This window comes from Psychrobacter aestuarii (genome assembly GCF_904846035.1).
Lineage (GTDB): Bacteria > Pseudomonadota > Gammaproteobacteria > Pseudomonadales > Moraxellaceae > Psychrobacter > Psychrobacter aestuarii.
Map to the genome: position 1 here is coordinate 2,192,055 of NZ_CAJGYT010000001.1, position 24,793 is coordinate 2,216,847.

General features: G+C 47.2%; 18 protein-coding genes, 2 tRNA genes, 1 rRNA gene and 1 pseudogene. 16 read left to right on the forward strand and 6 right to left on the reverse strand.

The window, feature by feature from the left end:
- Positions 1-58 precede the first annotated feature (58 nt).
- Positions 59-856: a peroxide stress protein YaaA gene (gene yaaA / locus JMW05_RS09420; RefSeq protein ID WP_201505025.1), complete on the reverse strand. Its 798-nt coding sequence runs from the start codon at positions 854-856 to the stop codon at positions 59-61.
- A 341-nt stretch (positions 857-1,197) separates the two neighbouring features.
- Between yaaA and JMW05_RS09425 the strand changes: the two genes are divergently transcribed.
- From JMW05_RS09425 to JMW05_RS09445, 5 genes and pseudogenes are all read left to right on the forward strand, one after another.
- Entirely contained in the window at positions 1,198-2,352 is a 1,155-nt protein-coding gene (locus JMW05_RS09425) for an NAD(P) transhydrogenase subunit alpha (protein ID WP_201505026.1), read from the forward strand.
- A gap of 100 nt (positions 2,353-2,452) precedes the next feature.
- Complete coding sequence (locus tag JMW05_RS09430) at positions 2,453-2,782, forward strand: proton-translocating transhydrogenase family protein (RefSeq protein ID WP_201505593.1); 330 nt, start codon at positions 2,453-2,455, stop codon at positions 2,780-2,782.
- A gap of 5 nt (positions 2,783-2,787) precedes the next feature.
- Positions 2,788-4,176 carry an NAD(P)(+) transhydrogenase (Re/Si-specific) subunit beta gene (locus tag JMW05_RS09435; RefSeq protein ID WP_201505594.1) on the forward strand — a complete coding sequence of 463 codons (1,389 nt, stop codon included), beginning with the start codon at positions 2,788-2,790 and terminating at the stop codon, positions 4,174-4,176.
- A 485-nt stretch (positions 4,177-4,661) separates the two neighbouring features.
- The gene (locus tag JMW05_RS09440; RefSeq protein ID WP_227691497.1) at positions 4,662-5,054 is read left to right on the forward strand and encodes an acyl-CoA thioesterase; all 393 of its coding nucleotides are present in this window, start codon (positions 4,662-4,664) and stop codon (positions 5,052-5,054) included.
- 48 nt (positions 5,055-5,102) lie between these two features.
- A pseudogene (locus JMW05_RS09445) lies at positions 5,103-5,348 on the forward strand (PhzF family phenazine biosynthesis protein); the annotation flags it as partial.
- A 172-nt stretch (positions 5,349-5,520) separates the two neighbouring features.
- Here the strand turns inward: JMW05_RS09445 and JMW05_RS09450 are convergent.
- From JMW05_RS09450 to ptsP, 3 genes are read right to left on the reverse strand one after another with little or no spacing between them, the layout of a single operon-like run.
- Entirely contained in the window at positions 5,521-7,317 is a 1,797-nt protein-coding gene (locus tag JMW05_RS09450; RefSeq protein WP_199507847.1) for a fructose-specific PTS transporter subunit EIIC, read from the reverse strand.
- 4 nt (positions 7,318-7,321) lie between these two features.
- Positions 7,322-8,278 carry a 1-phosphofructokinase gene (gene pfkB / locus JMW05_RS09455; RefSeq protein WP_201505027.1) on the reverse strand — a complete coding sequence of 319 codons (957 nt, stop codon included), beginning with the start codon at positions 8,276-8,278 and terminating at the stop codon, positions 7,322-7,324.
- Positions 8,279-8,281: 3 nt separating this feature from the next.
- A complete protein-coding gene (gene ptsP / locus JMW05_RS09460) occupies positions 8,282-11,176 on the reverse strand; it encodes a phosphoenolpyruvate--protein phosphotransferase (protein WP_201505028.1) in 2,895 nt (964 codons plus the stop codon).
- Between the two features lie 588 nt (positions 11,177-11,764).
- Here ptsP and iscX point away from each other — a divergent pair.
- Entirely contained in the window at positions 11,765-11,965 is a 201-nt protein-coding gene (gene iscX, locus JMW05_RS09465) for a Fe-S cluster assembly protein IscX (RefSeq protein ID WP_201505029.1), read from the forward strand.
- A gap of 112 nt (positions 11,966-12,077) precedes the next feature.
- Here iscX and dapE read toward each other — a convergent pair whose 3' ends face one another.
- Together dapE and JMW05_RS09475 are read right to left on the reverse strand one after the other, a co-directional pair.
- Positions 12,078-13,277 carry a succinyl-diaminopimelate desuccinylase gene (gene dapE, locus JMW05_RS09470; RefSeq protein ID WP_201505595.1) on the reverse strand — a complete coding sequence of 400 codons (1,200 nt, stop codon included), beginning with the start codon at positions 13,275-13,277 and terminating at the stop codon, positions 12,078-12,080.
- A 119-nt stretch (positions 13,278-13,396) separates the two neighbouring features.
- Positions 13,397-14,107: a 2OG-Fe(II) oxygenase gene (locus JMW05_RS09475; RefSeq protein WP_201505030.1), complete on the reverse strand. Its 711-nt coding sequence runs from the start codon at positions 14,105-14,107 to the stop codon at positions 13,397-13,399.
- Positions 14,108-14,201: 94 nt separating this feature from the next.
- Here JMW05_RS09475 and JMW05_RS09480 point away from each other — a divergent pair, with 94 nt between their 5' ends.
- The 10 genes from JMW05_RS09480 (at position 14,202) to JMW05_RS09525 (ending at position 24,759) form a co-directional block, all read left to right on the forward strand.
- Positions 14,202-15,077, forward strand: a complete 876-nt coding sequence (locus JMW05_RS09480; RefSeq protein WP_201505031.1) for a 23S rRNA (adenine(2030)-N(6))-methyltransferase RlmJ — start codon at positions 14,202-14,204, stop codon at positions 15,075-15,077.
- Between the two features lie 9 nt (positions 15,078-15,086).
- Positions 15,087-15,971, forward strand: coding sequence for a CDP-diacylglycerol--serine O-phosphatidyltransferase (gene pssA / locus JMW05_RS09485; RefSeq protein ID WP_201505032.1), 885 nt, complete (start codon positions 15,087-15,089; stop codon positions 15,969-15,971).
- 802 nt (positions 15,972-16,773) lie between these two features.
- Positions 16,774-17,805, forward strand: a complete 1,032-nt coding sequence (cyoA, locus tag JMW05_RS09490; protein WP_201505033.1) for a ubiquinol oxidase subunit II — start codon at positions 16,774-16,776, stop codon at positions 17,803-17,805.
- A 14-nt stretch (positions 17,806-17,819) separates the two neighbouring features.
- Entirely contained in the window at positions 17,820-19,823 is a 2,004-nt protein-coding gene (cyoB, locus tag JMW05_RS09495; RefSeq protein WP_265090601.1) for a cytochrome o ubiquinol oxidase subunit I, read from the forward strand.
- Positions 19,820-20,527 (forward strand): cytochrome o ubiquinol oxidase subunit III, encoded by a 708-nt coding sequence (cyoC, locus tag JMW05_RS09500; protein WP_227691498.1) that lies wholly within the window; start codon positions 19,820-19,822, stop codon positions 20,525-20,527. The genes cyoB and cyoC overlap by 4 nt, the downstream gene beginning before the upstream one ends.
- On the forward strand, positions 20,524-21,099 hold the full coding sequence (cyoD, locus tag JMW05_RS12110) for a cytochrome o ubiquinol oxidase subunit IV (protein WP_201505034.1): 576 nt from the start codon (positions 20,524-20,526) through the stop codon (positions 21,097-21,099). The genes cyoC and cyoD overlap by 4 nt, the downstream gene beginning before the upstream one ends.
- 153 nt (positions 21,100-21,252) lie before the next feature.
- Positions 21,253-22,155, forward strand: a complete 903-nt coding sequence (gene cyoE, locus JMW05_RS09510; RefSeq protein WP_201505035.1) for a heme o synthase — start codon at positions 21,253-21,255, stop codon at positions 22,153-22,155.
- Between the two features lie 753 nt (positions 22,156-22,908).
- A 16S ribosomal RNA gene (locus JMW05_RS09515) occupies positions 22,909-24,447 on the forward strand.
- Between the two features lie 152 nt (positions 24,448-24,599).
- Positions 24,600-24,676, forward strand: a tRNA-Ile gene (locus JMW05_RS09520).
- Between the two features lie 7 nt (positions 24,677-24,683).
- Positions 24,684-24,759, forward strand: a tRNA-Ala gene (locus tag JMW05_RS09525).
- The last annotated feature ends 34 nt before the right edge of the window (positions 24,760-24,793 follow it).

The window sequence follows — 24,793 nt, forward strand, 5'->3', positions numbered from 1 at the left end:
AATCGCTTATCGGGGGTTTTTATTGCCAAGCGTATCGCTTTAAATAGGACAGCTGTCCTTACTGCGCATCCGCATCGCGGCGGAACGTCCACGTCTTAGCATCAGACGCCGCTTCGCAGTAATAATAGCCTGCCAAGTTAAACCCCTTTAACCCTTCAGCCTCAGTAATCTTATTCTCGGCGGCGTATTTCACCATCAGACCGCGTGCTTTTTTGGCATAAAAGCTAATCACTTTATAGTTGCCATTCTTTTCATCTTCAAAACGCGGGGTAATCACCCGTGCGCGTAGGGCTGCCTTTTTAATCGCCTTAAAGTATTCATTGGATGCCAGATTGACGAGTACAGGCTTGTCCTCATCGCCTTGTACCGCTTGCACGCGCTCGTTGACCACTTGCGTGATGGCGTCATCCCAAAACGTGTATAGGTTTTTGCCTTTGGGATTCTCTAATGCTGTGCCCATCTCTAGGCGGTATGGCTGGATTAAGTCCAGCGGTTTTAACACGCCATACAAGCCTGAAAGGATGCCCACGTGCGCATTGACATATTCGGCTGCGGCTTTGTCCAGCGCATAGCCGTCTAAGCCTGTATACACATCGCCATCGAACAAGTACAGCGCAGGCTTGGCATTGTCGGTGGTAAATGGCGTTTGCCACTGCTGGTTACGCTCAGCGTTTAAGGTCGCCAAGTCGTTTGAGATGCCCATCAGCTCTTGCAAGTCCAGCGGGTCTTTGTCTTTTAAGACGTGCATCAGCTCGCTGGCGGGTGCAATCAGCTCAGGCTGCGAAAATTCAGTTGCCGCAGCGGGCACAGCGTCTGTTTCGTTCAGTGATTTTGCGGGGGAGAGTAAGAAGTACATGATTATTCCTCATCAGCTAAAACGGGTTTAAAAATAAGTCAGGTCAATATACCAATAAAACGGCGAGCAGTAATGTAAAACCGAATTTATCACTTAGTTTTAAGGTATCGCGCACAGCCAAGACAATACAAGGATTATTTATATAATAAATGTTCGTGATGGCTACTATAATTCCATTTATTTACTTGATAGTATTTGTGAGGTTACTACCTTTGCGAAATGATGGTGTCCGAGTCCTAAAGAATACCGCTCTTTTGCTAAACAATATTGCTCCAATTCTAATCTGAATATCGTCTGATGCATTATCCGTGCGATGCCGTCACTCACTACAAGGAAAGCGTATGAACATAGGTGTTATCCGTGCCACCAGTGCCCTAGAAAATCGCGTAGCACTCACCCCTGACGCGGTCAAAAAATTACAAAAGCTGGGGTTTTCTGTAGTTGTTGAAACAGGGGCAGGTGTGGGCGCTTATTATACTGATGCCAGCTATCAGGACGCGGGTGCCAGTATCGCGCCAACGAGCGCTGAGGTCATCAAGTCCGCAGATATGATTACTGTGGTAGATGATTTGTCAGCCAATTTGGTAGAAGGCATGCGCTCAGGACAACTGCTGATGGGTATGCTCGACCCGTATCGCAATACTCAGCTAAACACGTATGCAGAAAAAGGGGTTTCGGCATTTGCAATGGAGCTGCTGCCACGTACCTTGTCGCGTGCTCAGAATATGGATGTACTGTCTTCACAGGCCAATCTTGCAGGCTACAAAGCCGTGTTACTCGCAGCCAATACCTACTCGCGTCCTTTTCCGATGTTTATGACGTCCGCAGGCACGGTAAAACCCGCCAAAGTTGTTATTTTGGGTGTCGGTGTGGCAGGTCTACAAGCCATTGCCACGGCAAAGCGTCTGGGCGCGGTTGTTGAGGCCAGTGATTTACGCCCTGCGGCCAAAGAACAAGTGGAATCATTGGGCGGTAAGTGGCTGGATGTGCCCATGAGCGAAGAAGAAGCCCAGCAAGCAAAAACCACGGGCGGCTATGCATGGACGCCGTCAGCGCAATACATCAAAGACCAAGCGGCCGTGGTGGACAAAGCCTTGCGTGCGGCGGACATCGTTATTACGACCGCGCAAATACCCGGACGCCAAGCCCCAAGGCTGGTACATAAAACGACGCTCGACACTATGAAAGCAGGGGCCGTAATTATTGATATGGCAGCTGCGACGGGCGGCAATGTCGAAGGGTGCATTGCGAATGAAACCGTCACAACTGAGCAAGGCGTACGCATCGTAGGGGCAGCGAATATTCCGTCCATGCTCGCAGCGCAGGCTTCTGACTTATACGCCAATAACTTGGTGAACTTTATTACAACGCTTATCAAAAGTGAGGCGTCTGATGGTGACAAAACAACACTAACTTTACACCTTGATATGAATGATGACATCCAAGGGGCATTGGCCGTGACCCATGCAGGGCAGATACGCCTCGCACCACGCTAATGACGCAGCGACGCATTGACAACACAGTTTGACAACTTTAAAGGGATTTTAGGAGAATCAGATGATAGCGACCGTTTTGGGTGTAGCGCACGCTGGAGACATGGGTAGCACACCATTTGTAGCGATTTTTACCATTTTTGTGCTGGCGATTTTTGTGGGCTATTACGTGGTATGGGGCGTCACGCCTGCGCTGCATACGCCGCTGATGGCAGTGACCAATGCGCTATCAAGCATTGTGATTGTGGGCGCGATGCTACAAACCGCGACGATTGATGGTAGTGACTTTAGTGCCACCAGTCTGTTGGGTGCTTTTGCTGTATTTTTAGCCAGTATTAATATTTTTGGTGGCTTTGCGGTCACGGAGCGCATGCTGTCTATGTTCAAACCCAAAGCCAAAAAAGTAGCAGCCGACACTGGGAGCGACGCATGAATTCTATGAATGTCATCGCTGCCAATGCAGACTGGTTTTATCTTGTCGGTGCGATATTGTTCGTATTGACGTTACGCGGCTTATCTAGTCCCAAAACCGCTATCCGTGGCAACCGTTTGGGTATGGCGGCCATGACCATTGCGGTGATTACGACCTTTTTCTTAGCGGATGGCCCTATACTTTGGCTGATTATTGGTGCCATGGTGCTGGGTGCGCTAGTTGGTTTATGGAAAGCCAAAACCGTCGCTATGACGCAGATGCCAGAGACCGTCGCGCTGATGCACTCATTTGTAGGTTTGGCGGCAGTTGCGATTGCTTTGGCAACCGTATTACATACCGAGCAAGCACACAGTACGGTAGCGCGTCTTGAATTGTTCGTCGGCTGTTTTATTGGCGCGATTACCTTTTCGGCATCCGTATTTGCCTTTGGTAAACTGGCGGCAAAAAGCTGGGCAAAAACAGTGGCTGGCAGCTGGGTGAAGCCCGTGCAGGCGCTGTTATTTATTGCCATGATTGGCTTTGGTATTCTGTATTTTACGACTGATTCTTTGACCGCATTTTATATCATGACGCTATTGGCGGTAATTTTTGGCTGGATGTGGATTGCACCGATTGGTGGCGGTGACATGCCTGTTGTGGTATCGCTGTTAAACTCATTCTCAGGCTGGGCAGCCGCAGGTATCGGTTTTACGCTTGGCAACTCCATGCTGATTATCGCAGGCTCTTTGGTTGGCTCATCAGGCGCTATCTTGTCGTATATCATGTGCCGCGCGATGAACCGTTCCTTATTAAATGTTTTGTTTGGAGGTATGGGTACGGCTGCTGCTGTTGCTGGTGACGACGATGGCTCGCCAAAAACCTACAAGTCTGGTTCAGCAGAAGATGCAGGTTTCTTAATGGCCAATGCCAGTGATGTGATTATCGTACCAGGCTACGGTATGGCTCAAGGCCGCGCGCAGAATGCGGTTAAAGAAATGTACGCGCTATTAAAAGATGAAGGCGTCAATGTTCGCTTTGCGATTCACCCTGTCGCAGGGCGTATGCCAGGACACATGAACGTGTTACTTGCCGAAGCAGACGTACCTTATGATGATATTTTAGAAATGGATGAGATTAATTCAGACTTTGCCAGTACTGATGTGGTGTTGGTGATTGGTGCAAATGACGTGGTCAATCCATCTGCCAAACAAGACCCAGCCTCACCGATATTTGGCATGCCCATCCTTGAGGTGACCAAGGCACAAACCGTGATGGTTATCAAACGTTCAATGAGTACAGGCTACGCAGGTTTGGACAACAGCTTATTTTATATGGACAAAACCATGATGATATTTGGAGACGCCAAAAAAATTGTCGAAGAAATGGTGCGTAGCATCAACGGTACGGGTCACTAACAGTTATTCACTTACTGTGGCCTCATTGCCGTATTGAGTCTTGAACTAGGGCGTGTCATCATTTAGATAGCGAGGCTTAAAGTGAGATAAATCGTCGCCAAATAAGGAAAAAATTGCAGAGAATATCGGTATATTCACAAGATTTTTGACGCTGTTTGGCAAGATTTAGCCAGTTTAAGACCGCTAAATGATTTCATGGGCTAATTGATGATACGCCCTAGATTTTATCATCAGCCTAAAAGACTGCTTCGGCAGTCTTTTTCTTTTATACTTTATAAAAATAACCAAAAACATGACAAGGACCACCTCAGCACATGAACATGCTTATCCGTTTTTTTATCATGATGGCACTCTTAAAACAGTAGCTAAAGCACACCCAGTCATCAACAACTGAGTCAGCCGCATCACCATCGCAAAGCATTCAGCTTAACCATGAGCAATTGTTTTCGCCCATCTCTCGCAGCTATCGGGTTTTGCCACATGACATGGGCTGGCGTGATCATTTGCCAAACTATCGCTATCTGTCTTTTATTGAGCTGAACATCACCAAATGGATAGTCGAATGCTGTCATCACAAAGGCATACCCAATCTGTTCTGGATTATCTCCATGCAAGAGATGGTCTATTTAAAAGAAGTGCGTTTTTTAGAAAAGCTCACGGTAAAAAGCCAGCTAGAAGGGTGGGATAAAAAATATCTGTATTTTCAGCACCATTTTTTTGTAAATAATAGCTTGATGGCAATTGGCATGACCAAGTTTATGCTAAAAACCAAAAAAGAACTCAAGCTTCCGCAAATTCTGGTCAATGAAGACAGCCATCCCAGTGCCGTGATAGATACGTGGAACGCGCATCAAACCGCCATCAAATCGCAAAATTAAAAAAACTAAAACCTTTAAAAGTACCAAAATAAAAGTATCAAAATATCAGGCATCAATGAAGACCCCGTTTGCGGTAGTGGCAATGGCAGTGTGGCAGCATTTATGAGACACCATGCGGTCTTTGATTATGCAGAAGAAGAGGGGGCAGATGGTCTCACAATACAGTCTAGCCAAGGTCAGGTATTGGGTCGAGACGGGCACATCCGCCTACAGATTCAGCAAGCGGCAGTTTTGGTCGGCGGTCAAGCGGTGACCTGCATTGATGGCAGCATCCAATTGCCGTCGCTTAAATAAGTTTGCCCTTATGTGATGGCGCATTAAACGCATTTTTAGCTACCCTTAGCTACTTTAGGCAGACACAAAAAAAGCTGGGATAAGTCCCAGCTTTTTTATCGAAGGTCAATGGTTTTTAGCAGTACAGGTATAAAACAGCCTATACCTCGTACAGCGCATACATAGGCTGTGCTTATACAGGTTGAGTCTCCAGACTGGGCGCAGCTTCTTGCCGTTTTTTAACAACTGCATACACCACACCAGTAACAATACTACCGGCAGCAATCGCCAACAAATACAGCATGGGCTGAGTGATGGCATTGGGTATCAACAGCACAAACACCCCGCCATGTGGTGCCATTAGCTGGTTGTTAAATAGTGCCACCAGACCACCAGTCAACACTCCACCCACGATACAGCTGGGAATCACCCGTATCGGGTCTTTGGCAGCAAAGGGTATCGCCCCTTCCGAGATAAAACACAGCCCCAATACAAACGCCGCCTTACCCGCATCACGCTCTGGCTGGCTAAATTTATTTCTAGCGACCAAAGTCGCAATGCCCATACCAATCGCAGGCACCATACCGCCCGCCATGGTTGCCGCCATTGGCATATAAGTTTGCGTGGTCAGCAGCCCAACGGTAAAGGTATAAGCAGCTTTGTTAATTGGACCACCAAGGTCTATACACATCATGCCAGCCAGCACCATACCCATCAGTACCGCATTGGTCGTGCCCATATTGTTCAAGAAGTTTTGCATGGCTTCAAAGATTTGCGCCACAGGGTTGCCAATCACATAAATCATCGCCAAGCCAACAATCAAAGACGCCAGCAGGGGAATGATTAAAATGGGTTTTAAGGCCTCCAAACTGGCGGGCATTTTTAACTTTTTGGCGATGAGTAATGCCACATAACCGGCCAAAAATCCAGAGACAATCCCGCCCAAAAACCCTGCTTGTAGCTGACTTGCCAGCACCCCACCTATCAATCCGGGCGCCAGCCCTGGACGGTCGGCAATGGAGTAGGCGATGTAGCCAGACAGCATAGGCACCATAAGTAAAAATGCCGCATCACCCACTTGCTTGAGTGCTGCCGCCAGTGTGCCCGGCTCTTTAAATGCCTCGATACCAAACACAAACGACAGCGCAATCAACAAACCACCGGCAACCACCATAGGCAGCATGAAAGACACACCTGTCAGTAGGTGTTTATAAACGCCTGCTTTTTCTTTTTTCTCAGCGCCTTGAGCGCCGCTACTGACATCAGCAGCTTGATTGGCAGCAGTCAGCACTTTGGCTTCAGTGATCGCTTGCGCAAAAGCTTTATCGGTCTGTTTTAAGGCAAATCCGGTGCTACAGCGGTACACACGTTTGCCCACAAAGCGGTCAGTATTCACTTCAATATCTGCCGCCAGTATCACAATATCTGCCTGCTCAATGTCTTCATCAGACAAAATATTTTTTGCCCCCACCGAGCCTTGGGTTTCCACCTCAATTTCATAACCCAGCTTTGCGGCGCCTTGTTCCAAGGCTTCAGCCGCCATAAAGGTATGCGCGACCCCAGTTGGGCAGGCAGTGATGGCAACAAAACGGGTAGGGTCGCTTGTCGAGGGATTTATAGAGGGGCTGCTTGAGGGGCTACTAGAGAGGCTTGCTGCTGGCTCGCCTGCTTGACCTGTTTCCAAGTCTGCTTCATTAACGCTTGCATGACTTAATGCCGTCGTTAATAACGCCTGAGCATCTTGCTGGGCATTGGCTAAATGAATATTCGCCACAGGCTTGCCTTGTAGTTTTCCGACAGACTTTAGCGGCTCGCCCACCACAATCACCGCATCCACCGCACTGGCATCAAAGGTTTTGGCAGACTCAGAAATAAAATGCTCATAGCCAAGCTGGGTTGCCACACTGGCAAGTTTTCTGGTCAAAATCAACGCATTAATGGGCTGCGTGCTGCTATGAGGAATAAATAAAATGTGTTTAATATCTTGCATCATACTAGCCTAATGGGTGGACAGTGACTTGCTGCTGCAAATCGGTAATAGAAGAAAAATCAGAAATGCTAAAGCCCACTTGCGTCACCGCATGACTGGCAATCGCAGTAGCTTGAGTCAAAATTTGTTCGGCACTATCATCGGACAACAAGCCATGCACCATACCGGCTAATAGCGAATCGCCAGCGCCCACGGTGCTTTTCACCGTCACATGGGGTGCTTTGGCATACAGTGGCTGTTGTGTATTGAGCCAGTTAACCCCTTGCTCCCCCATCGAGATGACTACATGCTCAATGTTCTGGTTAATCGAGGCAAATAGCTTTTGTTGTTCTCGAAACGTTGCCGCAGGTCGGTGAAAGGTTTCTGTCAGCTCGTCGGTATTGGGTTTTATCAGCCAAGGACTGGCAGCAATAGCCGCACTCAGCGCCTGACCGCTGGTATCCACGGCCACTTTCTTGCCTTGTGATTTAAGCCATTCAATCAGTGCAGTCAGCTCTTTGGTTTTATAACCTTGTGGTAAGCTGCCAGCAATGATAACCACATCCACTTCATTGCCGCCAGTTTCTGCATCGCTTTGCAAAACAGCACTGAGCTGAGCTCGCAGCTGGGTTTTGGCGTTGTCATCCACCCAAAATCCTTTGCCATTAATGTCGGTCATGCGTCCTGACGCTTCAGCAATTTTCAGGTTTTGCCGAGTCTCACCGGACACATACACAAACTGATTATCAAACCCTTCACGAGCAAAGTGACTTTCAAATATCTGACGGTTCTCATCCCCCAAAAACCCACTGACAACAACTTCATGCCCCAAGTCTTTGAGCACTTGTGCCACATTCAAGCCCTTGCCAGCTGCATGGGTGATGACAGACTGCTGTCGGTTCACAGCACCTACCATCAGCTCATCAATGCCCACCGTCAAGTCAATGGCAGGGTTTAGGGTAATGGTTAATATCTTTGCCATGCCTTATTCCTGATTTGCTTGTGAGTTATTTGCCGCTCGGTTTTGCTCAGCGCTCACCAGCTCTCTGACAGCGGTAGCGCTATCACACGCCAAGGCTTTATGCACCAGCTGTTGGCAATTGGCAAAGTTCAGCGTGCGTATCTGAGCTTTAGCCAGAGGAATGCTGGTGTTTGACATGCTTAGTTCATCCACACCCAGTCCCACCAGCACGGGCACTGCCAAGGCATCCGCCGCCAGCTCACCGCACACACCCACCCATTTTCCATGAGCGTGTGCAGCTTTCACAGTTTGGTCTATCAGCATTAGCACACTGGGGTGCAGTCCATCCGCTTCTGCCGAGAGTAGGGGATGACCACGGTCTATCGCCATGGTGTATTGGGTCAAGTCATTCGTACCAATGCTAAAGAAGTCCACTTCTTTAGCCAGTATTGGCGCAAGCAATGCCGCAGCAGGCACTTCAACCATAATCCCCACTTGCAAATTTTCACATGGGTAGCTGACCAACAGCTCATCCAAGATGGCTTTGGCAGCCCGCCATTCTTCCAGCCGCCCAACCATTGGAAACATAATGCGCAATGGGCGATTATCTGAGGCTTTCAGCAATGCCGTCAGCTGTTGACGCAGCAACTCAGGACGACGCAAGGTCAAACGAATGCCCCGTAGTCCTAAAAATGGGTTTTCTTCACTGGGCACAGGCAGGTAGGGCAATGGCTTATCGCCACCCACATCCAAGGTACGCACCACCAAAGGGCGTCCGGCAAGCGTGTCTAACACGTGGCGGTAGTCTGCCTCTTGCGTTTGCTCATTGGGTGCACTGGCATGCGCCATAAACACCAGCTCAGTACGCAACAGCCCAATCGCTTCTGCACCGGCGCTCACTGCGTCACGGACTGCTTGAATCTTACCAATGTTCGCCGCCACCTCAACCTGATGCGCATCTGTTGTGATGGTAGGGTCTTGGCTAGATTTTTCTGCAATAAGGCGCAATTGCTGCTGGCGAGCACGCTCTTGTATGGCGTTGTCAATCAGCGCTTGTTCTGGGCTGATGACATATTCACCGTTGTCACCATTTATAAGTACCGTCGTTTGCGTCTCTATGTTTAGCACTGCCTCACCAGCACCAACCACCGCAGGAATGGCAAGTGCCCGAGCCACAATGGCACTGTGTGCGCTTGCCCCACCCACCGCAGTGAGTATGCCCGCCACACGGTCTTTGTTGAGGCGTGCCACATCGCTTGGGCCCACATCATGCATGATTAAAATATATGGCGCGTCAGGCTCTTCGGTTGCTGCCACCCCACACAGTACCGCCAGCACCCGCTCCCCAATGTCTCTTAAGTCAGCCGCTCGTTCAGCCAGCACCTTATCCTTTAGAGCCTCTTGAGCATCGGCAGCCGCCTCTATATGGGCATGCCATGCGGCTGGGGCAGACAGGTCGTGTACCAAATGCTCATTCACCCCTTTCACCAGCTCAGGGTCATCCAGCATCTCTAAATGCGCCTGAAAAATCTGCTGAATCTGCACCGCTTCGGCACTGTCTATGTCATCTTGGAGGTGGCGTTTGACTTCAGCCACGGCGTGTTTTAGTTTTTGCGTTTCTTTTTCTACGCCATCCCCAAAGCGCTCATAGCTAAACTGCTTTGGTTTAATCACATGGGCAGGGCCAAATGCCAATCCCGCAGAGGCAGCAATGCCAATGCTTTGATCGTTGCCATCTATGCTACGGGCAAACTCCAGATCAGGCGCTTGTGCCGTGAGTGTGGCTTGCTCATCAACGGGCTCTACCTCTTCACCCAATCCAGACTTCACCGCCTGTACAATTTTAGCCAAACCTTCCACAGCGTCGGTCTCTGGCTGAGCAATAAAGGTCAGCACCTGACCACGTCTGCAACCCAAAGACAAAAGCTTGGTCAGGCTTTTGGCAGAAACATAACTGCCGTCGTCCAGCGCTACCAAAATCTCACCATCATATGCCTTGGTCAGCTTCACCAAGTTGGTAGCAGGACGCGCATGCAGTCCATGCGCATTGGCAACCACCACCTTGCGGCTGGGCCAGTCAGGATTCACCTCAGCGCCTATCAGATCAGCAATTTGACGGCGGTCTTGTTGTTGGTTTAATCGTTGAAATTGCTCAGGGTCAAACAAGATATCCATCAGACGATGCAGCTGTGGCATGTCGGTCTTGTCATTATTGGCAATACAGATGAGCGTACCAAAGGGCTGCTCATTATAAGTGACTGGATTTTGCGCCTTAACAATACTGACCGCAGGACTCAGCACGTGGTTGTTACTGGTAATAGACCAGATGTCACCACCTAAGGGTATCAGTTGATTTAAGTTCAACCCCGTTAAAAACCCGCAAGACACTAAGTTTTGTTTTTTGAGCAATTGCGTGCTGTGCCAAAGCAAATCTTCGATGTCGTCGGCTGGCACTTGGGTATCAATCAAATTTTCGTGGAGGGCAAGAGAAGGGGGGCTGGCTTGGAGTAAGTCGATAATTTCTTCAGCAGAGGTTGATGTTTTTACTTGTTCAGAGATGTCTTCAGACAGCGCACGGGTCAATATCTGTAGCACTTGCAAATGCTCATCAGATTTGGCAGCAATGACCACCGCCAGATACACTTTGTTTTCCCCGTCCCACAAGACACCCTCAGGAAAATGTGCCAAGCGCACGCCAGTTTGTAAGATGTGTTGTCTGGAGTCGGGCGTACCATGGGGTATGGCAATGCCTTGACCCAGATAGGTCGGGCTTTGTTTTTCTCGGTCTTGTAGCCCAGTCAGATACTCTGGTGTCACCAGATTGTCTTCTACCAAAATATTTGCCAGACATTGCAACGCCTGAGATTTATCCGCAGCCTGCTGCTGCATACGCACATGACCTGTCTCTAACGCTAACATAACAAATCCTTGTATAACATCATCAATTACTCTCAAACTAAAAGGCGTCTAATCAAATCAAATCAATGACTAAAACCATCGTCTTAATTGGGTATGGTAAAAATAACAGGGGATTCTACAATAAATTAGACGAAAAATCAGTCAACATGAGACTGAATCTGTATCGAATCGGCAGATGAATATCGCCCAAAACTTGGCGTGTAGATGTTTTTTTATCAAAAAATAATGACAACTTCCTTGTCAGTGCTCAGTGTAGCAAAAAAAATCAAGGAATTTCGACAGAGGTAGAAAAAATTTGCTAGCATTAACAACCAAGAGAGAATACCATTCCCAAAAATCAAGATATCTAATTTATCGAGGAAGAGGAGCGAAGATAGTACAGTCAGTACAGCAAGCGAGTCTGATAAAGGTAGGTTGTTTTTAGGGATTGGTATAATGAAGGTTGAAGCCCACTTTGTCGTGCATACATTTTAAACATAGCTTTAAATGACAAGGTGGTTTTGTAGTAAGCCTAAATAAAAAGCCTAAAACCAAAAGTTAACCTGCGTTTTGATGCGTTATAAATCAGCCACTTAAAAGGAGTGCTACATGTCTTTAAAATGGTCAGACAGCTTAGAGATTGCTATCCAATTGTCAGAAAAATATCCCGATACCGACCCACAATACGTGCGTTTTACCGACTTGCATCGCTGGGTGACTGAGCTCGAAGATTTTGACGACGACCCACAAAAATCAAACGAGCGCATCTTAGAATCGATTCAGATGAACTGGATTGATGAAGCGGAATAAGTGCTACGCGTATGCTGCGTGGTAGTAACGCGCAAGCTAGTCATAAAAAAGCGCCCCAGTCTCCCGAGGCGCTTTTTTTATACGATAATAATTGGTGAAACCCAATCAACGATTAATCCAGCAACAAACGCTCCAAAATCCCTTCATAAATCTGCGCCAAACGTCCAAGGTCGTCCACCTCGATTTTTTCATCGACTTGGTGAATGGTGGCATTACGTACGCCAAGCTCGACCACTTGCGCGCCCGTTGGCGCAATAAAGCGCCCATCAGACGTACCGCCTGAGGTAGACAGTTTGGTTTCTGTACCCGTTACCGATTTAATCGACTGCTGGCAGGCAGAGACGAGCTTACCTTCTGGGGTTAAGAACGGCTCGCCTGAGAGTTTCCACTCAATGGCGTAGCTGGCATCGCTGTCAGCAAAGTGCTTATCAAAGATGGCGTGTGTCTTTTCTTTTAGCGCGTCTGCCGTGGTTTCGGTCGAAAAGCGGAAGTTAAATACCACTTCTACGGTTTCAGGAATGACATTGGTCGCGCCTGTGCCGCCATTGATGTTTGAGACTTGTAGTGATGTGGCGGGGAAGTAGTCATTGCCATTGTCCCATGTTGCAGCCGTCAGTTCCGCAAGGGCAGGCAAGAGCGCATGGATAGGATTGAGCGCCAGATGCGGATAGGCGACGTGACCTTGTTTGCCCGTCACCGTCAATACCGCTCCCAAAGAGCCACGGCGACCGTTTTTAATCACATCACCCAGCGTATCGGTGCTCGATGGCTCACCGACGAGGCAATACGTGATTTTCTCAGCGCGCGCTTCTAAGGTTTCGACCACTTTGACCGTACCATTGACCGACGGACCTTCTTCATCCGAGGTAATCAGTAGCGCGATAGACCCGTTGTGCTCAGGATGACGCTGGACAAAACGCTCCGCCGCCACGCTAAATGCCGCGATGCCTGTTTTCATATCTGCCGCGCCGCGTCCCCACAGATAGCCGTCCGCGATGGTCGGCTCAAACGGTGGGTACGTCCAGTTGGCTTCGTTGCCCGTTGGCACGACATCGGTGTGCCCTGCAAAGCAAATGACAGGATTGCCCGTACCACGGCGTGCCCATAGGTTTTTGACCTCGGCGTGTTGTCCTTGCTGCGCCGCGTCGCCAAAGTACATAAACTCGCAATCAAAACCCACGCTGCCCAAACGCGCCGCCAAGACATCTTGGCAACCGATGTCTTCAGGAGTGACAGACGCACGCGCTATCAAGTCTTTACTGAGTGCCAAAGTTGCCGCTTGTGGGCAGTCATCAGGGGTGCTGGCATGCATTACCGCAGCATCGGCGTGTTGTTGAGTGGACATATGAAACCTTTTTTAATCAAAAACCAAGGAAAAAATCAGTAACTACAAAAAATAAAACCGTAAAGGAAGTAAAAATAAGAGATGGGTTAAGGCGTATCGTTGACAAAGGGCACCAGACCATCACGGCGCATCCATGTGGCGATAGAGTAGCGCTGACGGTGCGCGGTCTGCACTTGATGGCGTAAATTGCTGTCAAAGATGACCAAGCGATTGGCGACAGGGTTGACTTCATGATGGACGCCATGATTATCCACCACTTCTAGCGCGCCGCCGTCGGCATCCGTCCAGTCATCATTTAAATAAAACACCGCCGAGATAACGCGCTCATCGCGTCCCGCAGGGTTGTCGCTGTGCCACTGATAGCCAAAGCCGATTGGATAGCAGGCATAATGCGCCTCGCTATGACGTATCCCCGCGAACAAGTAGCGGTTGAGTAGGGCAGCCAACGCATTAATACTGCTTAAATAATAAAAGCCTGCAAAAAAATCTTGGCTAATCCAGCGGATACGGTCGCCGCGAATGTCTTTGATTTGAATGCCTGCAGTCAGTGCCGCCGCACGGTAATCGACAAAGCCGCTTTCTTCTTGCAATGCCGCCAGCGCCTCGGGCGAAAATACCTCGTCCAAGACCACCCAGCCATTACCCGTCAAGGCGTCTAGTGCTTCATTGTCCAGACGCGCTTCCCAATCGACGGTGAAGGTCTCGGCGGATAACGCCTGCTGCGTTTCGGGGACGAGTGACAAATCATCAGTCAGCGCGGCACGCGTCAGTTCTAGATTGCTGGTAATCGTTGTCATCGTCTAAAGCGCCTCTTTACCAAAACCATCGTTATCTTTTACCCAGCCTATGCTACCATAGATACAATTTTTCTGACTTTAAACTTTTATACTTATGAACTATCAACACGCCTATCACGCTGGTAACTTCGCTGACGTGGTCAAACACATCTTATTGGTACAACTTCTGAATCAACTCAGCCAAAAAAACAAGCCCTATTATGTGCTTGATGCTTATGGCGGGCGTGGATTGTATGCACTAAACAGTATTGAAGCGCGCAAAACAGGCGAGGCCAAAGGTGGCATCGAAGCCTTGTTGCAAGCGGACACCGAAAAAGCCCCGCAAGCGGTCAAAGACTATATCGACGGCGTCAAACAAGCCAAACAAACCTACGATAAAAACGTCTATCCAGGCTCGCCTTGGTGGATTGCCAACCATATTCAGCAAAACCCAGACGTTGCGATTCGTGGCGAAGCTTTTGAAGCCAAAGCCAACGAATATGACGCGCTGAACTATCAGGTATATCAGCTGCCCATCGGCATTCATCACCGCAACGCCTACGAAGGCATCCCTGCGGTTGTGCCACCAAAAGAGCGCCGTGGTCTGATTATGCTGGATCCGCCGTATGAGCAAGAGCACAGAGACTTTACGCAGCTGGTCAACCTACTGGTAAACACCTATAACAAATGGCCACAAGGCGTCTACGCACTGTGGTTCCCCATCAAAAACGTCGATGCGGTCGAGCTGTTTTATAAAAAAATGAAGCGTACCGACATCCGCCGCCAGTTGGTGTGTGAGCTGAATATTTATCCAAACGACGTGGCAGTCGGTCTTAACGGCACAGGCATGCTGATTATCAATCCGCCTTGGCAATTTGACAACCAAGCACGCGACATCGTCCGTTTCTTGCAGCCTATCTTAAAAGCTGCCGACGCCCCACAGCTATCGCCTGACAGCGCGACCAACGTACGCTGGCTGGTCGGAGAGTAAGGACTTATCATGACACCCAAGCAGCCGCCCAATCACCCCTCGGACACCGACCTAGCGCCCACACCGCATGCGGGTACCAAGCCGCCATTTACCGATGACAGCGAGCACAACCTGCATCTGGCGGACACTGACAACTATGACGGTCTGACCTTTGAAGTGATTGAACAAGAAGTCGCAGAAGGCAAGCAAGTGGTGAGTCGTGGGGTGTATCTTGCGCCCAACCTCATCACCACCTTATCCTTATTGTCTGGCTTTTTCTCTATCCTTGCCAGTACGCAAGGGGAGTTTTACAAGGCGGCGCTTGCCATCTTCTTATCAGGTATTTTAGATGGCATGGATGGTCGTGTCGCACGTATGTTAAACGCCCAAAGCCCATTCGGTGAGCAGTACGATTCGCTCGCCGATATGCTCGCCTTTGGGGTGGCGCCTGCCATCTTGGTCTATAGCTTTGCGCTAGAGCCATTAGGTCGTATTGGTATTGGCTGCGCGTTTGTCTTTACCGCCTGTGCAGCATTTCGTCTGGCGCGCTTTAACGTGCAGATTGGCGTCGTCGATAAAAAATACTTCGTTGGCTTAGCCAGTCCACTCGCCGCGATTTTGGTCACCTCCGCCGTCATGGTTGCTGTTGACCACAACGAATGGGTCGGGCAGTTTGATGCCATCGTCATGACTTTGTTTGCCGTTTGGATTGTCGTCTGTGGTCTGCTTATGGTCAGTAACGTCAAATACTACAGCTTTAAAGAATTTGATAAGAAAAAAGTTCCTTTCGTCGCGCTAATTATCGGCGTGCTTGTCATGAGCATCGTGCTGTATGACATTCCAGTTGGCATCTTAGCAATTGGTATTATCTATGCGCTATCTGGTATTGTGACCACGATTAAAGCAAAAATATAAAAGTAATTATGAACCTTACTAAGGGACTTACCGATAGGTAAGTCCCTTTTTTTATACGTTATTTATTATAAAAACAGGGTGTTATCGAAAAATATTCAGATTTTATATACCTTTCATCCTTTTTTAAAGCCATTCATCGCGGTTTCTAAATGCAATACACATTCAAACGACTATTCATATATATGAAAGCCATAAGCGCAAATTTATAGAATTTTCAAGCTTTATTTATAGATTTTGGATAGTAAAAACTTGTAGTTTTATTTCTGCTTTGTTGCAGATAAGATTTTCTAAAAAAAGAAGCGTATAGTGCCTGTCAGCTAAAAAGGGTTGCATTTGATGGCTTTATACCCTACAAACAGCATGGAATAGTGCTGTGGTAGCCAGATAAAATTTAGCCTCAAAATAAGCCATTCTTAAATATTACATCCCTTTTTAGTAAAGCAATTTGCCCATCTCCTCAGTCTTTTAAACCGATAGAAACAGTACCTTATTGCTACTGTTTCGTTATTCTGTGCGGCTGTTTTGATTGGGCAGATAGCGTTAAGACCTACTCTATTGATGATTGTTGCAATCTAGTGACCGAATGCACTCTTTGCCGCTTAAAGTTGTCAGCAGTGTTACCCACCAAATTTTGATTGGTAACAGTGCTGACATAATGATAGCCAACGCGATAGAGAGTATTAATAAGGTCAAAACTGAACGTCATCTCTTTACTGTCCATTGTAAAAATGTGACAGCCATGGAGTGTTTCTGACATTTAACATGTATTAACAAAACTGACCGAATATAAGGTTAACAAGGCATGACGTTTTTCAAATTACCGATCTGGCTAAAAGCCAACGTAGTGGTATTGATAAGCAGCTTGCTCCTGACCGCCTGTGATAAAGGTGTATTGCATCCTCAGGGTGCAGTTGGCGTGCAAAATAAAGAACTTATCATTGTCACTACTGCCTTGATGTTGATTGTGGTTATACCAGTCATCGTCATGGCGCTCTGGTTTACTTATCGTTATCGCGCGAATAGACCAGATGCTGATAAAGACTTCGACCCGCAGTGGTCACACAACAGTTGGATTGAATTTTTAATGTGGACGATTCCCATTATTATTATTGCAATCTTAGCTGTGATTACTTGGCGCAGTACTCACGCGCTGGATCCCTACAAGCCACTAGAGACTCAAAAAGACAATCCGCCGCTTGAGATTCAAGTTGTGGCACAAAACTGGAAATGGCTATTTATCTACCCAGAACAAAATATTGCCGTTGTCAATGAGCTTTATCTACCAGTAGACCGTCCAGTTAGCTTCAAAATTACCTCTGATACGGTAATGAATTCGTTCTTTATTCCTAGACTGGGCAGTCAAATTTATGCCATGTCGAGCATGGTGACACAGCTGCATTTGATCGCGAATAAGCCTGGTGTCTATAACGGACTTTCTGCCAACTATAGTGGTCCTGGCTTCTCGGATATGAAGTTTTTGGCGCATGCTGTCGATAAGCAAGGTTTCGATGATTGGGTTTCTAAGATTAAAGCTGGAGACAATAAGGTTCTCGATACGGCGGTTTATGAAGAGTTATCAAAACCTTCAGAGAACCATGCCATCGAATACTTCAAATCAGCACAACCTGGCATGTTTGACTATATCGTGAATCAATATAGCTCAGATACACAGCAACAAAATCAGTTTGTAGCGCCAGATGAGGTCAATCAGCGTGATAATCCAAACGCTGTGAATAAGGGCTTAGAGTCTGATCTGAAGGATGACGGCGAAGGTAGCATTAACCCAGCAGCGCCATCGAATAAAGATGATGCGCAAGAAGCTGACGCTCAATAATAGGAAAGCTGATTATGGAAGCAATATTCGGTAGATTGTCCCTTGAGGCAATACCTTACCACGAGCCTATCATTATGGCGGCAGGTGGTATGATGGCCTTGGCTGGGCTAGCGGTTTTAATTTTTCTAACCAAAAAGAAGCTTTGGGGCGTTTTTTGGCGCGATTGGCTGACCTCGGTTGACCATAAAAAAATTGGTATCATGTATATCGTCGTCGCAATCGTCATGCTATTACGCGGCTTTAGTGACGCTATTATGATGCGTACCCATCAGATGCTGGCCAACTATCCTGAGACAGGGTATTTGCCGCCGCATCATTACGATCAGATTTTCACCGCCCACGGCGTGATTATGATTTTCTTTGTTGCCATGCCTCTGGTTGTGGGACTTATGAATGCGATCATACCGCTACAGATTGGGGCGCGTGATGTGGCTTTTCCGTTCCTAAACTCACTGTCATTTTGGCTATTCGTTACAGGTGCCTTGTTGGTCAACGTGTCACTCGTCATTGGTGACTTTGCGGCAACGGGTTGGTTGGCTTATCCGCCACTGTCAGAGCTGACATACAGTCCAACAGTGGGGGTGGATTATTACATTTGGGCCTTGCAGCTGTCAGGATTGGGAACCTTGCTGACGGGTGTCAACTTCTTAGTGACTATCTTAAAGATGCGTGCGCCTGGCATGAAGCTGATGCACATGCCAATTTTTACGTGGTCAGCACTTTGTACTAACATTTTGATCGTTGCCGCTTTCCCTGTATTAACGGCAACGTTGGCAATGCTAACGCTGGATCGCTATCTTGGTATGCACTTTTTTACCAATGATGCTGGCGGCAACGTCATGATGTATATCAATCTGATTTGGATTTGGGGTCACCCAGAGGTATATATCTTGGTATTGCCTGCTTTTGGTATTTTCTCAGAAGTCATCTCGACGTTCTCGCAGAAAAAACTGTTTGGCTACGTCAGTATGGTCTATGCCTTGATGGTTATTGCCATCTTAAGTTTCATTGTTTGGTTGCATCACTTCTTTACCATGGGTTCAGGCGCGAACGTCAATGCCTTCTTTGGTATTACCACCATGATTATTGCCATACCGACTGGGGTGAAGGTCTTTAACTGGCTCTTTACCATGTATCGAGGCAAGATCGTCTTTGGTACGCCAATTTTATGGACACTTGGCTTTATCATTACCTTTACCATTGGTGGTATGACAGGTGTCATGCTCGCGGTTCCTGGTATTGATTATGTCTTGCATAACAGCCTGTTCTTAATCGCGCATTTCCATAACACCATTATTGGTGGTGCTGTCTTTGGATACTTTGCGGGTATTACCTTTTGGTGGCCAAAAATGTTTGGCTATCGTTTGGATGAGAAGTGGGGCAAACGTGCGTTTTGGGGTTGGCTCATCGGCTTCTTTGTGGCGTTCATGCCGCTGTACGTTTTAGGATTCTTCGGTATGACGCGTCGTACCAACCATTATGCCAATGATGTTTGGCAGATCTGGTTGATCGTTGCTGCGGTTGGTGCCTTTATTATTCTATTCGGTATTTTCAGCCAATTGATGATGTTCTATGTCAGCTATCGCGATCGTGAGCGTCTTGCTGATGTGAGTGGGGATCCTTGGAATGGTCGTACGTTAGAGTGGAGCACGCCATCGCCTGCACCGTTTTATAACTTTGCTCAACTGCCTGTTATTAACGATCTTGATGCCTTAGCGCATCTTAAAGACAGCGGTTGGACGTCAGATAAAGCGCCCAATTACTATAGCCCAATACATATGCCAAAAAATACAGATTCTGGTGTGATTATTGGTTTATTGTCGTTCGTCTTTGGTTTTGCTTTTATCTGGCACATCTGGTGGTTGGTCATTGCCTCTTTCTTAGTCATGATTTTCTTTGTGATTCGTGAAGCCAACAAACGTGATATCGATTACATCGTGCCCATTGATGAAATTGAAAAAATTGAAAATGCTTATTATAAGCGTCTTCGTACGGTTCACGCAGGAGACGGATTATGAGTAATACCGAAACTATGAATAAACATGACGTAAATAGTAACTTACCAGATGATAACGGCGAGGAGTTGTTGCCCTCTGATGATCATCACGAAGGCAACATAGATTACTTTAACCACAGTGATCCTCATCATCCAGACCATTTGGATGTGCAGGGCAATAAGGTACTCGGTTTCTTTGTGTACCTAATGACGGATTTGGTTCTGTTTGCCACGTTTTTTGCCGCTTATGCGGTACTCAAGGTTGGCGTAGCAGATGGTCCAAGTCCTAAAGATATTTTCGACCTTAAGTTTGTTTTGGTTGAAACGTTCTTGCTATTGATCAGTAGTATTACCTTTGGTTTTGCCATGCTTGGTGCTTATGACAAAAACATGTCAAAGCTTAAGCTATGGCTGATTATTACGGCGCTATTTGGCATGGGCTTTGTTGGGATGGAAGTTTATGAGTTCCACCATCTCATCGTCGAAGGCTTCGGACCTGATCGCAGTGCCTTCTTATCGAGCTTCTTTAGTTTGGTAGGTTTGCACGGTATTCACGTCACGGTCGGTATCTGCTGGTTATTGTTTACGTTGTTCCAGTTGAGCAAATTTGGTCTTTCTGAGCGTATGATGACGCGTTTAAGATGCTTAAGTCTGTTCTGGCACTTTTTGGATATCGTGTGGATTTGCGTCTTTTCGCTAGTGTATCTGGTAGGAGTGGCAGTATGAAGAATGAAAATTTACATGCAGCCGAGCAGGCTCATGCACATGGAGACGTAAGTCACGGCCAGAGCAGTCACGGTAGTAAAAAGAGCTATCTCATCGGTTTTGTATTATCAGTAATCCTGACTATCATTCCTTTTGGACTAGTCATGGGTGAGATGATGTCAGGTACTAGCGCGATTTGGATGATTGCTGTCTTTGCTGCGGCACAGGTTGCTGTGCAAGTGTACTTCTTCTTGCATGTGGACTTTAGCCCTGAGCAGCGTAATACACTCTATAGCTTCTTATTCACCTTGTTTGTGGTGGCGATTGTGATGATTGGTTCATTGTGGATTATGCACAATGCCAACGAAAACATGATGCCTGGCATGGGTAAAATGCAGATGGACATGGGCATGAAAATGCCAACCAATGCCGATGGTACACCAAGATTGGATCGTGAGCTTGAAGGTTTTGAAGACAAGTTAGATCTACCAGAGACTTACCAGCCGTCTCATCAAGGTGCGCCTGCTGCTACAGCACAAGAAGACCACTCGGACATGGCTGATCATTCAGACATGACCAATATGCAACAGTAAGTTCCTACCTTTCTTATGTGCGCGGCAAACTTGCGTGTATAAGTTATCGCAAATGTCTAATGATGAGCTTTTATATCTAGGCTCATCATTCCTAAATGGCAATGTTTCATCCATAGGGTACAGACATTTGAAGATATTAACTGATGGACTATCATGAATAAACTTGCACAGTTAAAACTCGATGTCGCCAAACAACCCCTTGTTCAGGTCATCAAACCTGGCATTGTGTTTGGTAACGCTATCACCGTTTTGGGTGGCTATTTTTTAGCCGCCAAAGGCAACCCCGATTGGTTGATATTGCTTCAAGCCTTGATTGGGACTTTGACAGTGATAGCGTCTGGTTGTGTAATCAATAACATCATCGATCGTGATATTGACTCGAGGATGCAGCGCACCTGTGACCGTGTTTTGGTTACAGGTGAACTCTCTATTACCGGAGCCATGCTCTATGCAGCCGTACTGCTAGGTATCGGCGTCGTATGTTTGACCTTTACCACGCCATTGGCTTTATACTCAGCGTTGTTTGGTTATGTCGTTTACGTCGGATTTTACAGTCTGTACTTTAAGCGGCACTCCGTCTGGGGAACATTCATTGGTAGTTTTTCTGGTGCTATTCCGCCAGTGATTGGCTACGCTGCTTTGACGCCGTCTATTGATGGTGTGTATTGGGTACTATTTGCCATGTTTGCTATTTGGCAAATGCCACATGCGTATGCCATCGCTGTCTTTCGTAAAAAAGACTACAGCGCGGCGAGTATTCCTGTATTACCAGTCAAACGCTCCTTTAGAACGACTCAGTGGCATATTACCGTTAGTATTGCCATTTTCTTAGTCGTGGGCAGTTTGCTCACAGCGTTGAACGCAACTGGCTATTGGTATCTGGGCGTCCATCTACTGTTGTCAGGCTATTGGTTACTTGTTGCTATGAGACCGATCAAGGTCACCAATGAACAAGACCAAATTCAGCAGCAGATTAAGTGGGCGTATAAAGTCTTTGGACTATCCATTATCATCATGATGGCGCTATGCTTAATGATGGCGATTGATTACGTATAAAATTGCGTAGTAAAAAATACTGTTCATTCATACCACCAAAAGCCACTAACACGAGTAGTGGCTTTTTTATGTCTATCGCTTTAATAGCAGCACTTTAGAATAGTAGTAGCCTCTTAAAAGTAGTGCTAAATCCTGTTTTTCATAATTTTTGTTAAGTCAGTAAAGCGATTAAAGTATATAAACTATTGAAATGTCTCTACAATTTGATGTCTATCAAGGCAGTGAGAAAAATCCTCAAAATAATCCTTGACCCAGTTTTAAATCCGCTTATACTGCCTCCCAGTTGAAAAGGAAGTGGGTTAATAGTGTAGCCAAGTAAAATATTTGAATAAAATATCAAATGCTGCTTGACACACAAAATAAACTCTCTATAATACGCCCCACTGACGAGGCAAAGCAGCTGATAGATAGCTGGTTTGCGAAGTTGGTAAAAAAAGGGTTTGACAGTTTATAATTTTATGATAGACTAGTCAGCTCGCCCATGTAGCGAAGCGTATTAGCTTAGTGAGAATGGGTAATAAATATTTACTGGACGACAGTGATATTACTTTTTAAAAGCATACTAAAGAACAACTTGTGTGGATTTTTGCTGACACAGAATGTTAGTTATTCAGCCAGTAATGGCAAAGAAGATTATCATTCAAGATTAGCAAATAACTCAAGTTAATTCATATACGAACATACGAAAAGTTAAATGCGAGTGATTGAATGAGCCAAGATTAGGGACCATCTTAAAAGGTCTCAAACAAGATTAAACTGAAGAGTTTGATCATGGCTCAGATTGAACGCTGGCGGCAGGCTTAACACATGCAAGTCGAGCGGTAACATTGGTAGCTTGCTACCAGATGACGAGCGGCGGACGGGTGAGTAATGCTTAGGAATCTACCTAGTAGTGGGGGATAGCACGGGGAAACTCGTATTAATACCGCATACGTCCTACGGGAGAAAGCAGGGGATCATTAGACCTTGCGCTATTAGATGAGCCTAAGTCGGATTAGCTAGTTGGTGGGGTAAAGGCCTACCAAGGCGACGATCTGTAGCTGGTCTGAGAGGATGATCAGCCACACCGGGACTGAGACACGGCCCGGACTCCTACGGGAGGCAGCAGTGGGGAATATTGGACAATGGGGGGAACCCTGATCCAGCCATGCCGCGTGTGTGAAGAAGGCCTTTTGGTTGTAAAGCACTTTAAGCAGTGAAGAAGAAGTTATGGTTAATACCCATAATGGATGACATTAGCTGCAGAATAAGCACCGGCTAACTCTGTGCCAGCAGCCGCGGTAATACAGAGGGTGCGAGCGTTAATCGGAATTACTGGGCGTAAAGCGAGCGTAGGTGGCTTAATAAGTCAGATGTGAAATCCCCGGGCTTAACCTGGGAACTGCATCTGAAACTGTTAGGCTAGAGTAGGTGAGAGGGAAGTAGAATTCCAGGTGTAGCGGTGAAATGCGTAGAGATCTGGAGGAATACCGATGGCGAAGGCAGCTTCCTGGCATCATACTGACACTGAGGTTCGAAAGCGTGGGTAGCAAACAGGATTAGATACCCTGGTAGTCCACGCCGTAAACGATGTCTACTAGTCGTTGGGTCCCTTGAGGACTTAGTGACGCAGCTAACGCAATAAGTAGACCGCCTGGGGAGTACGGCCGCAAGGTTAAAACTCAAATGAATTGACGGGGGCCCGCACAAGCGGTGGAGCATGTGGTTTAATTCGATGCAACGCGAAGAACCTTACCTGGTCTTGACATACACAGAATCTTGCAGAGATGCGAGAGTGCCTTCGGGAATTGTGATACAGGTGCTGCATGGCTGTCGTCAGCTCGTGTCGTGAGATGTTGGGTTAAGTCCCGCAACGAGCGCAACCCTTTTCCTTAGTTACCAGCGGTTTGGCCGGGAACTCTAAGGATACTGCCAGTGACAAACTGGAGGAAGGCGGGGACGACGTCAAGTCATCATGGCCCTTACGACCAGGGCTACACACGTGCTACAATGGTAGGTACAGAGGGCAGCTACACAGCGATGTGATGCGAATCTCAAAAAGCCTATCGTAGTCCAGATTGGAGTCTGCAACTCGACTCCATGAAGTAGGAATCGCTAGTAATCGCGGATCAGAATGCCGCGGTGAATACGTTCCCGGGCCTTGTACACACCGCCCGTCACACCATGGGAGTTGATTGCACCAGAAGTGGATAGCCTAACTTAGTGAGGGCGTTCACCACGGTGTGGTCGATGACTGGGGTGAAGTCGTAACAAGGTAGCCGTAGGGGAACCTGCGGCTGGATCACCTCCTTAAATACGACATTCGGTCAGCAAGAATTCACAGCAAGTTGTTCTTTAGTAAAAGCGAGTATTAAGCTTAAGAGGTTTGAGTTTGGAGAAAATTCTATTTAAAGAATTTTCCTTGCGCTCGGGTCAAAGCAGTGCTTTGACAGTATCCTCGCTCAGGGTCTGTAGCTCAGCTGGTTAGAGCACCGTGTTGATAACGCGGGGGTCATAAGTTCAAGTCTTATCAGACCCACCATATATATGGGGCCATAGCTCAGTTGGTAGAGCGCCTGCCTTGCACGCAGGAGGTCAGGAGTTCGACTCTCCTTGGCTCCACCACATGGCTTAATACGAGAATATAAAATAGAAACAA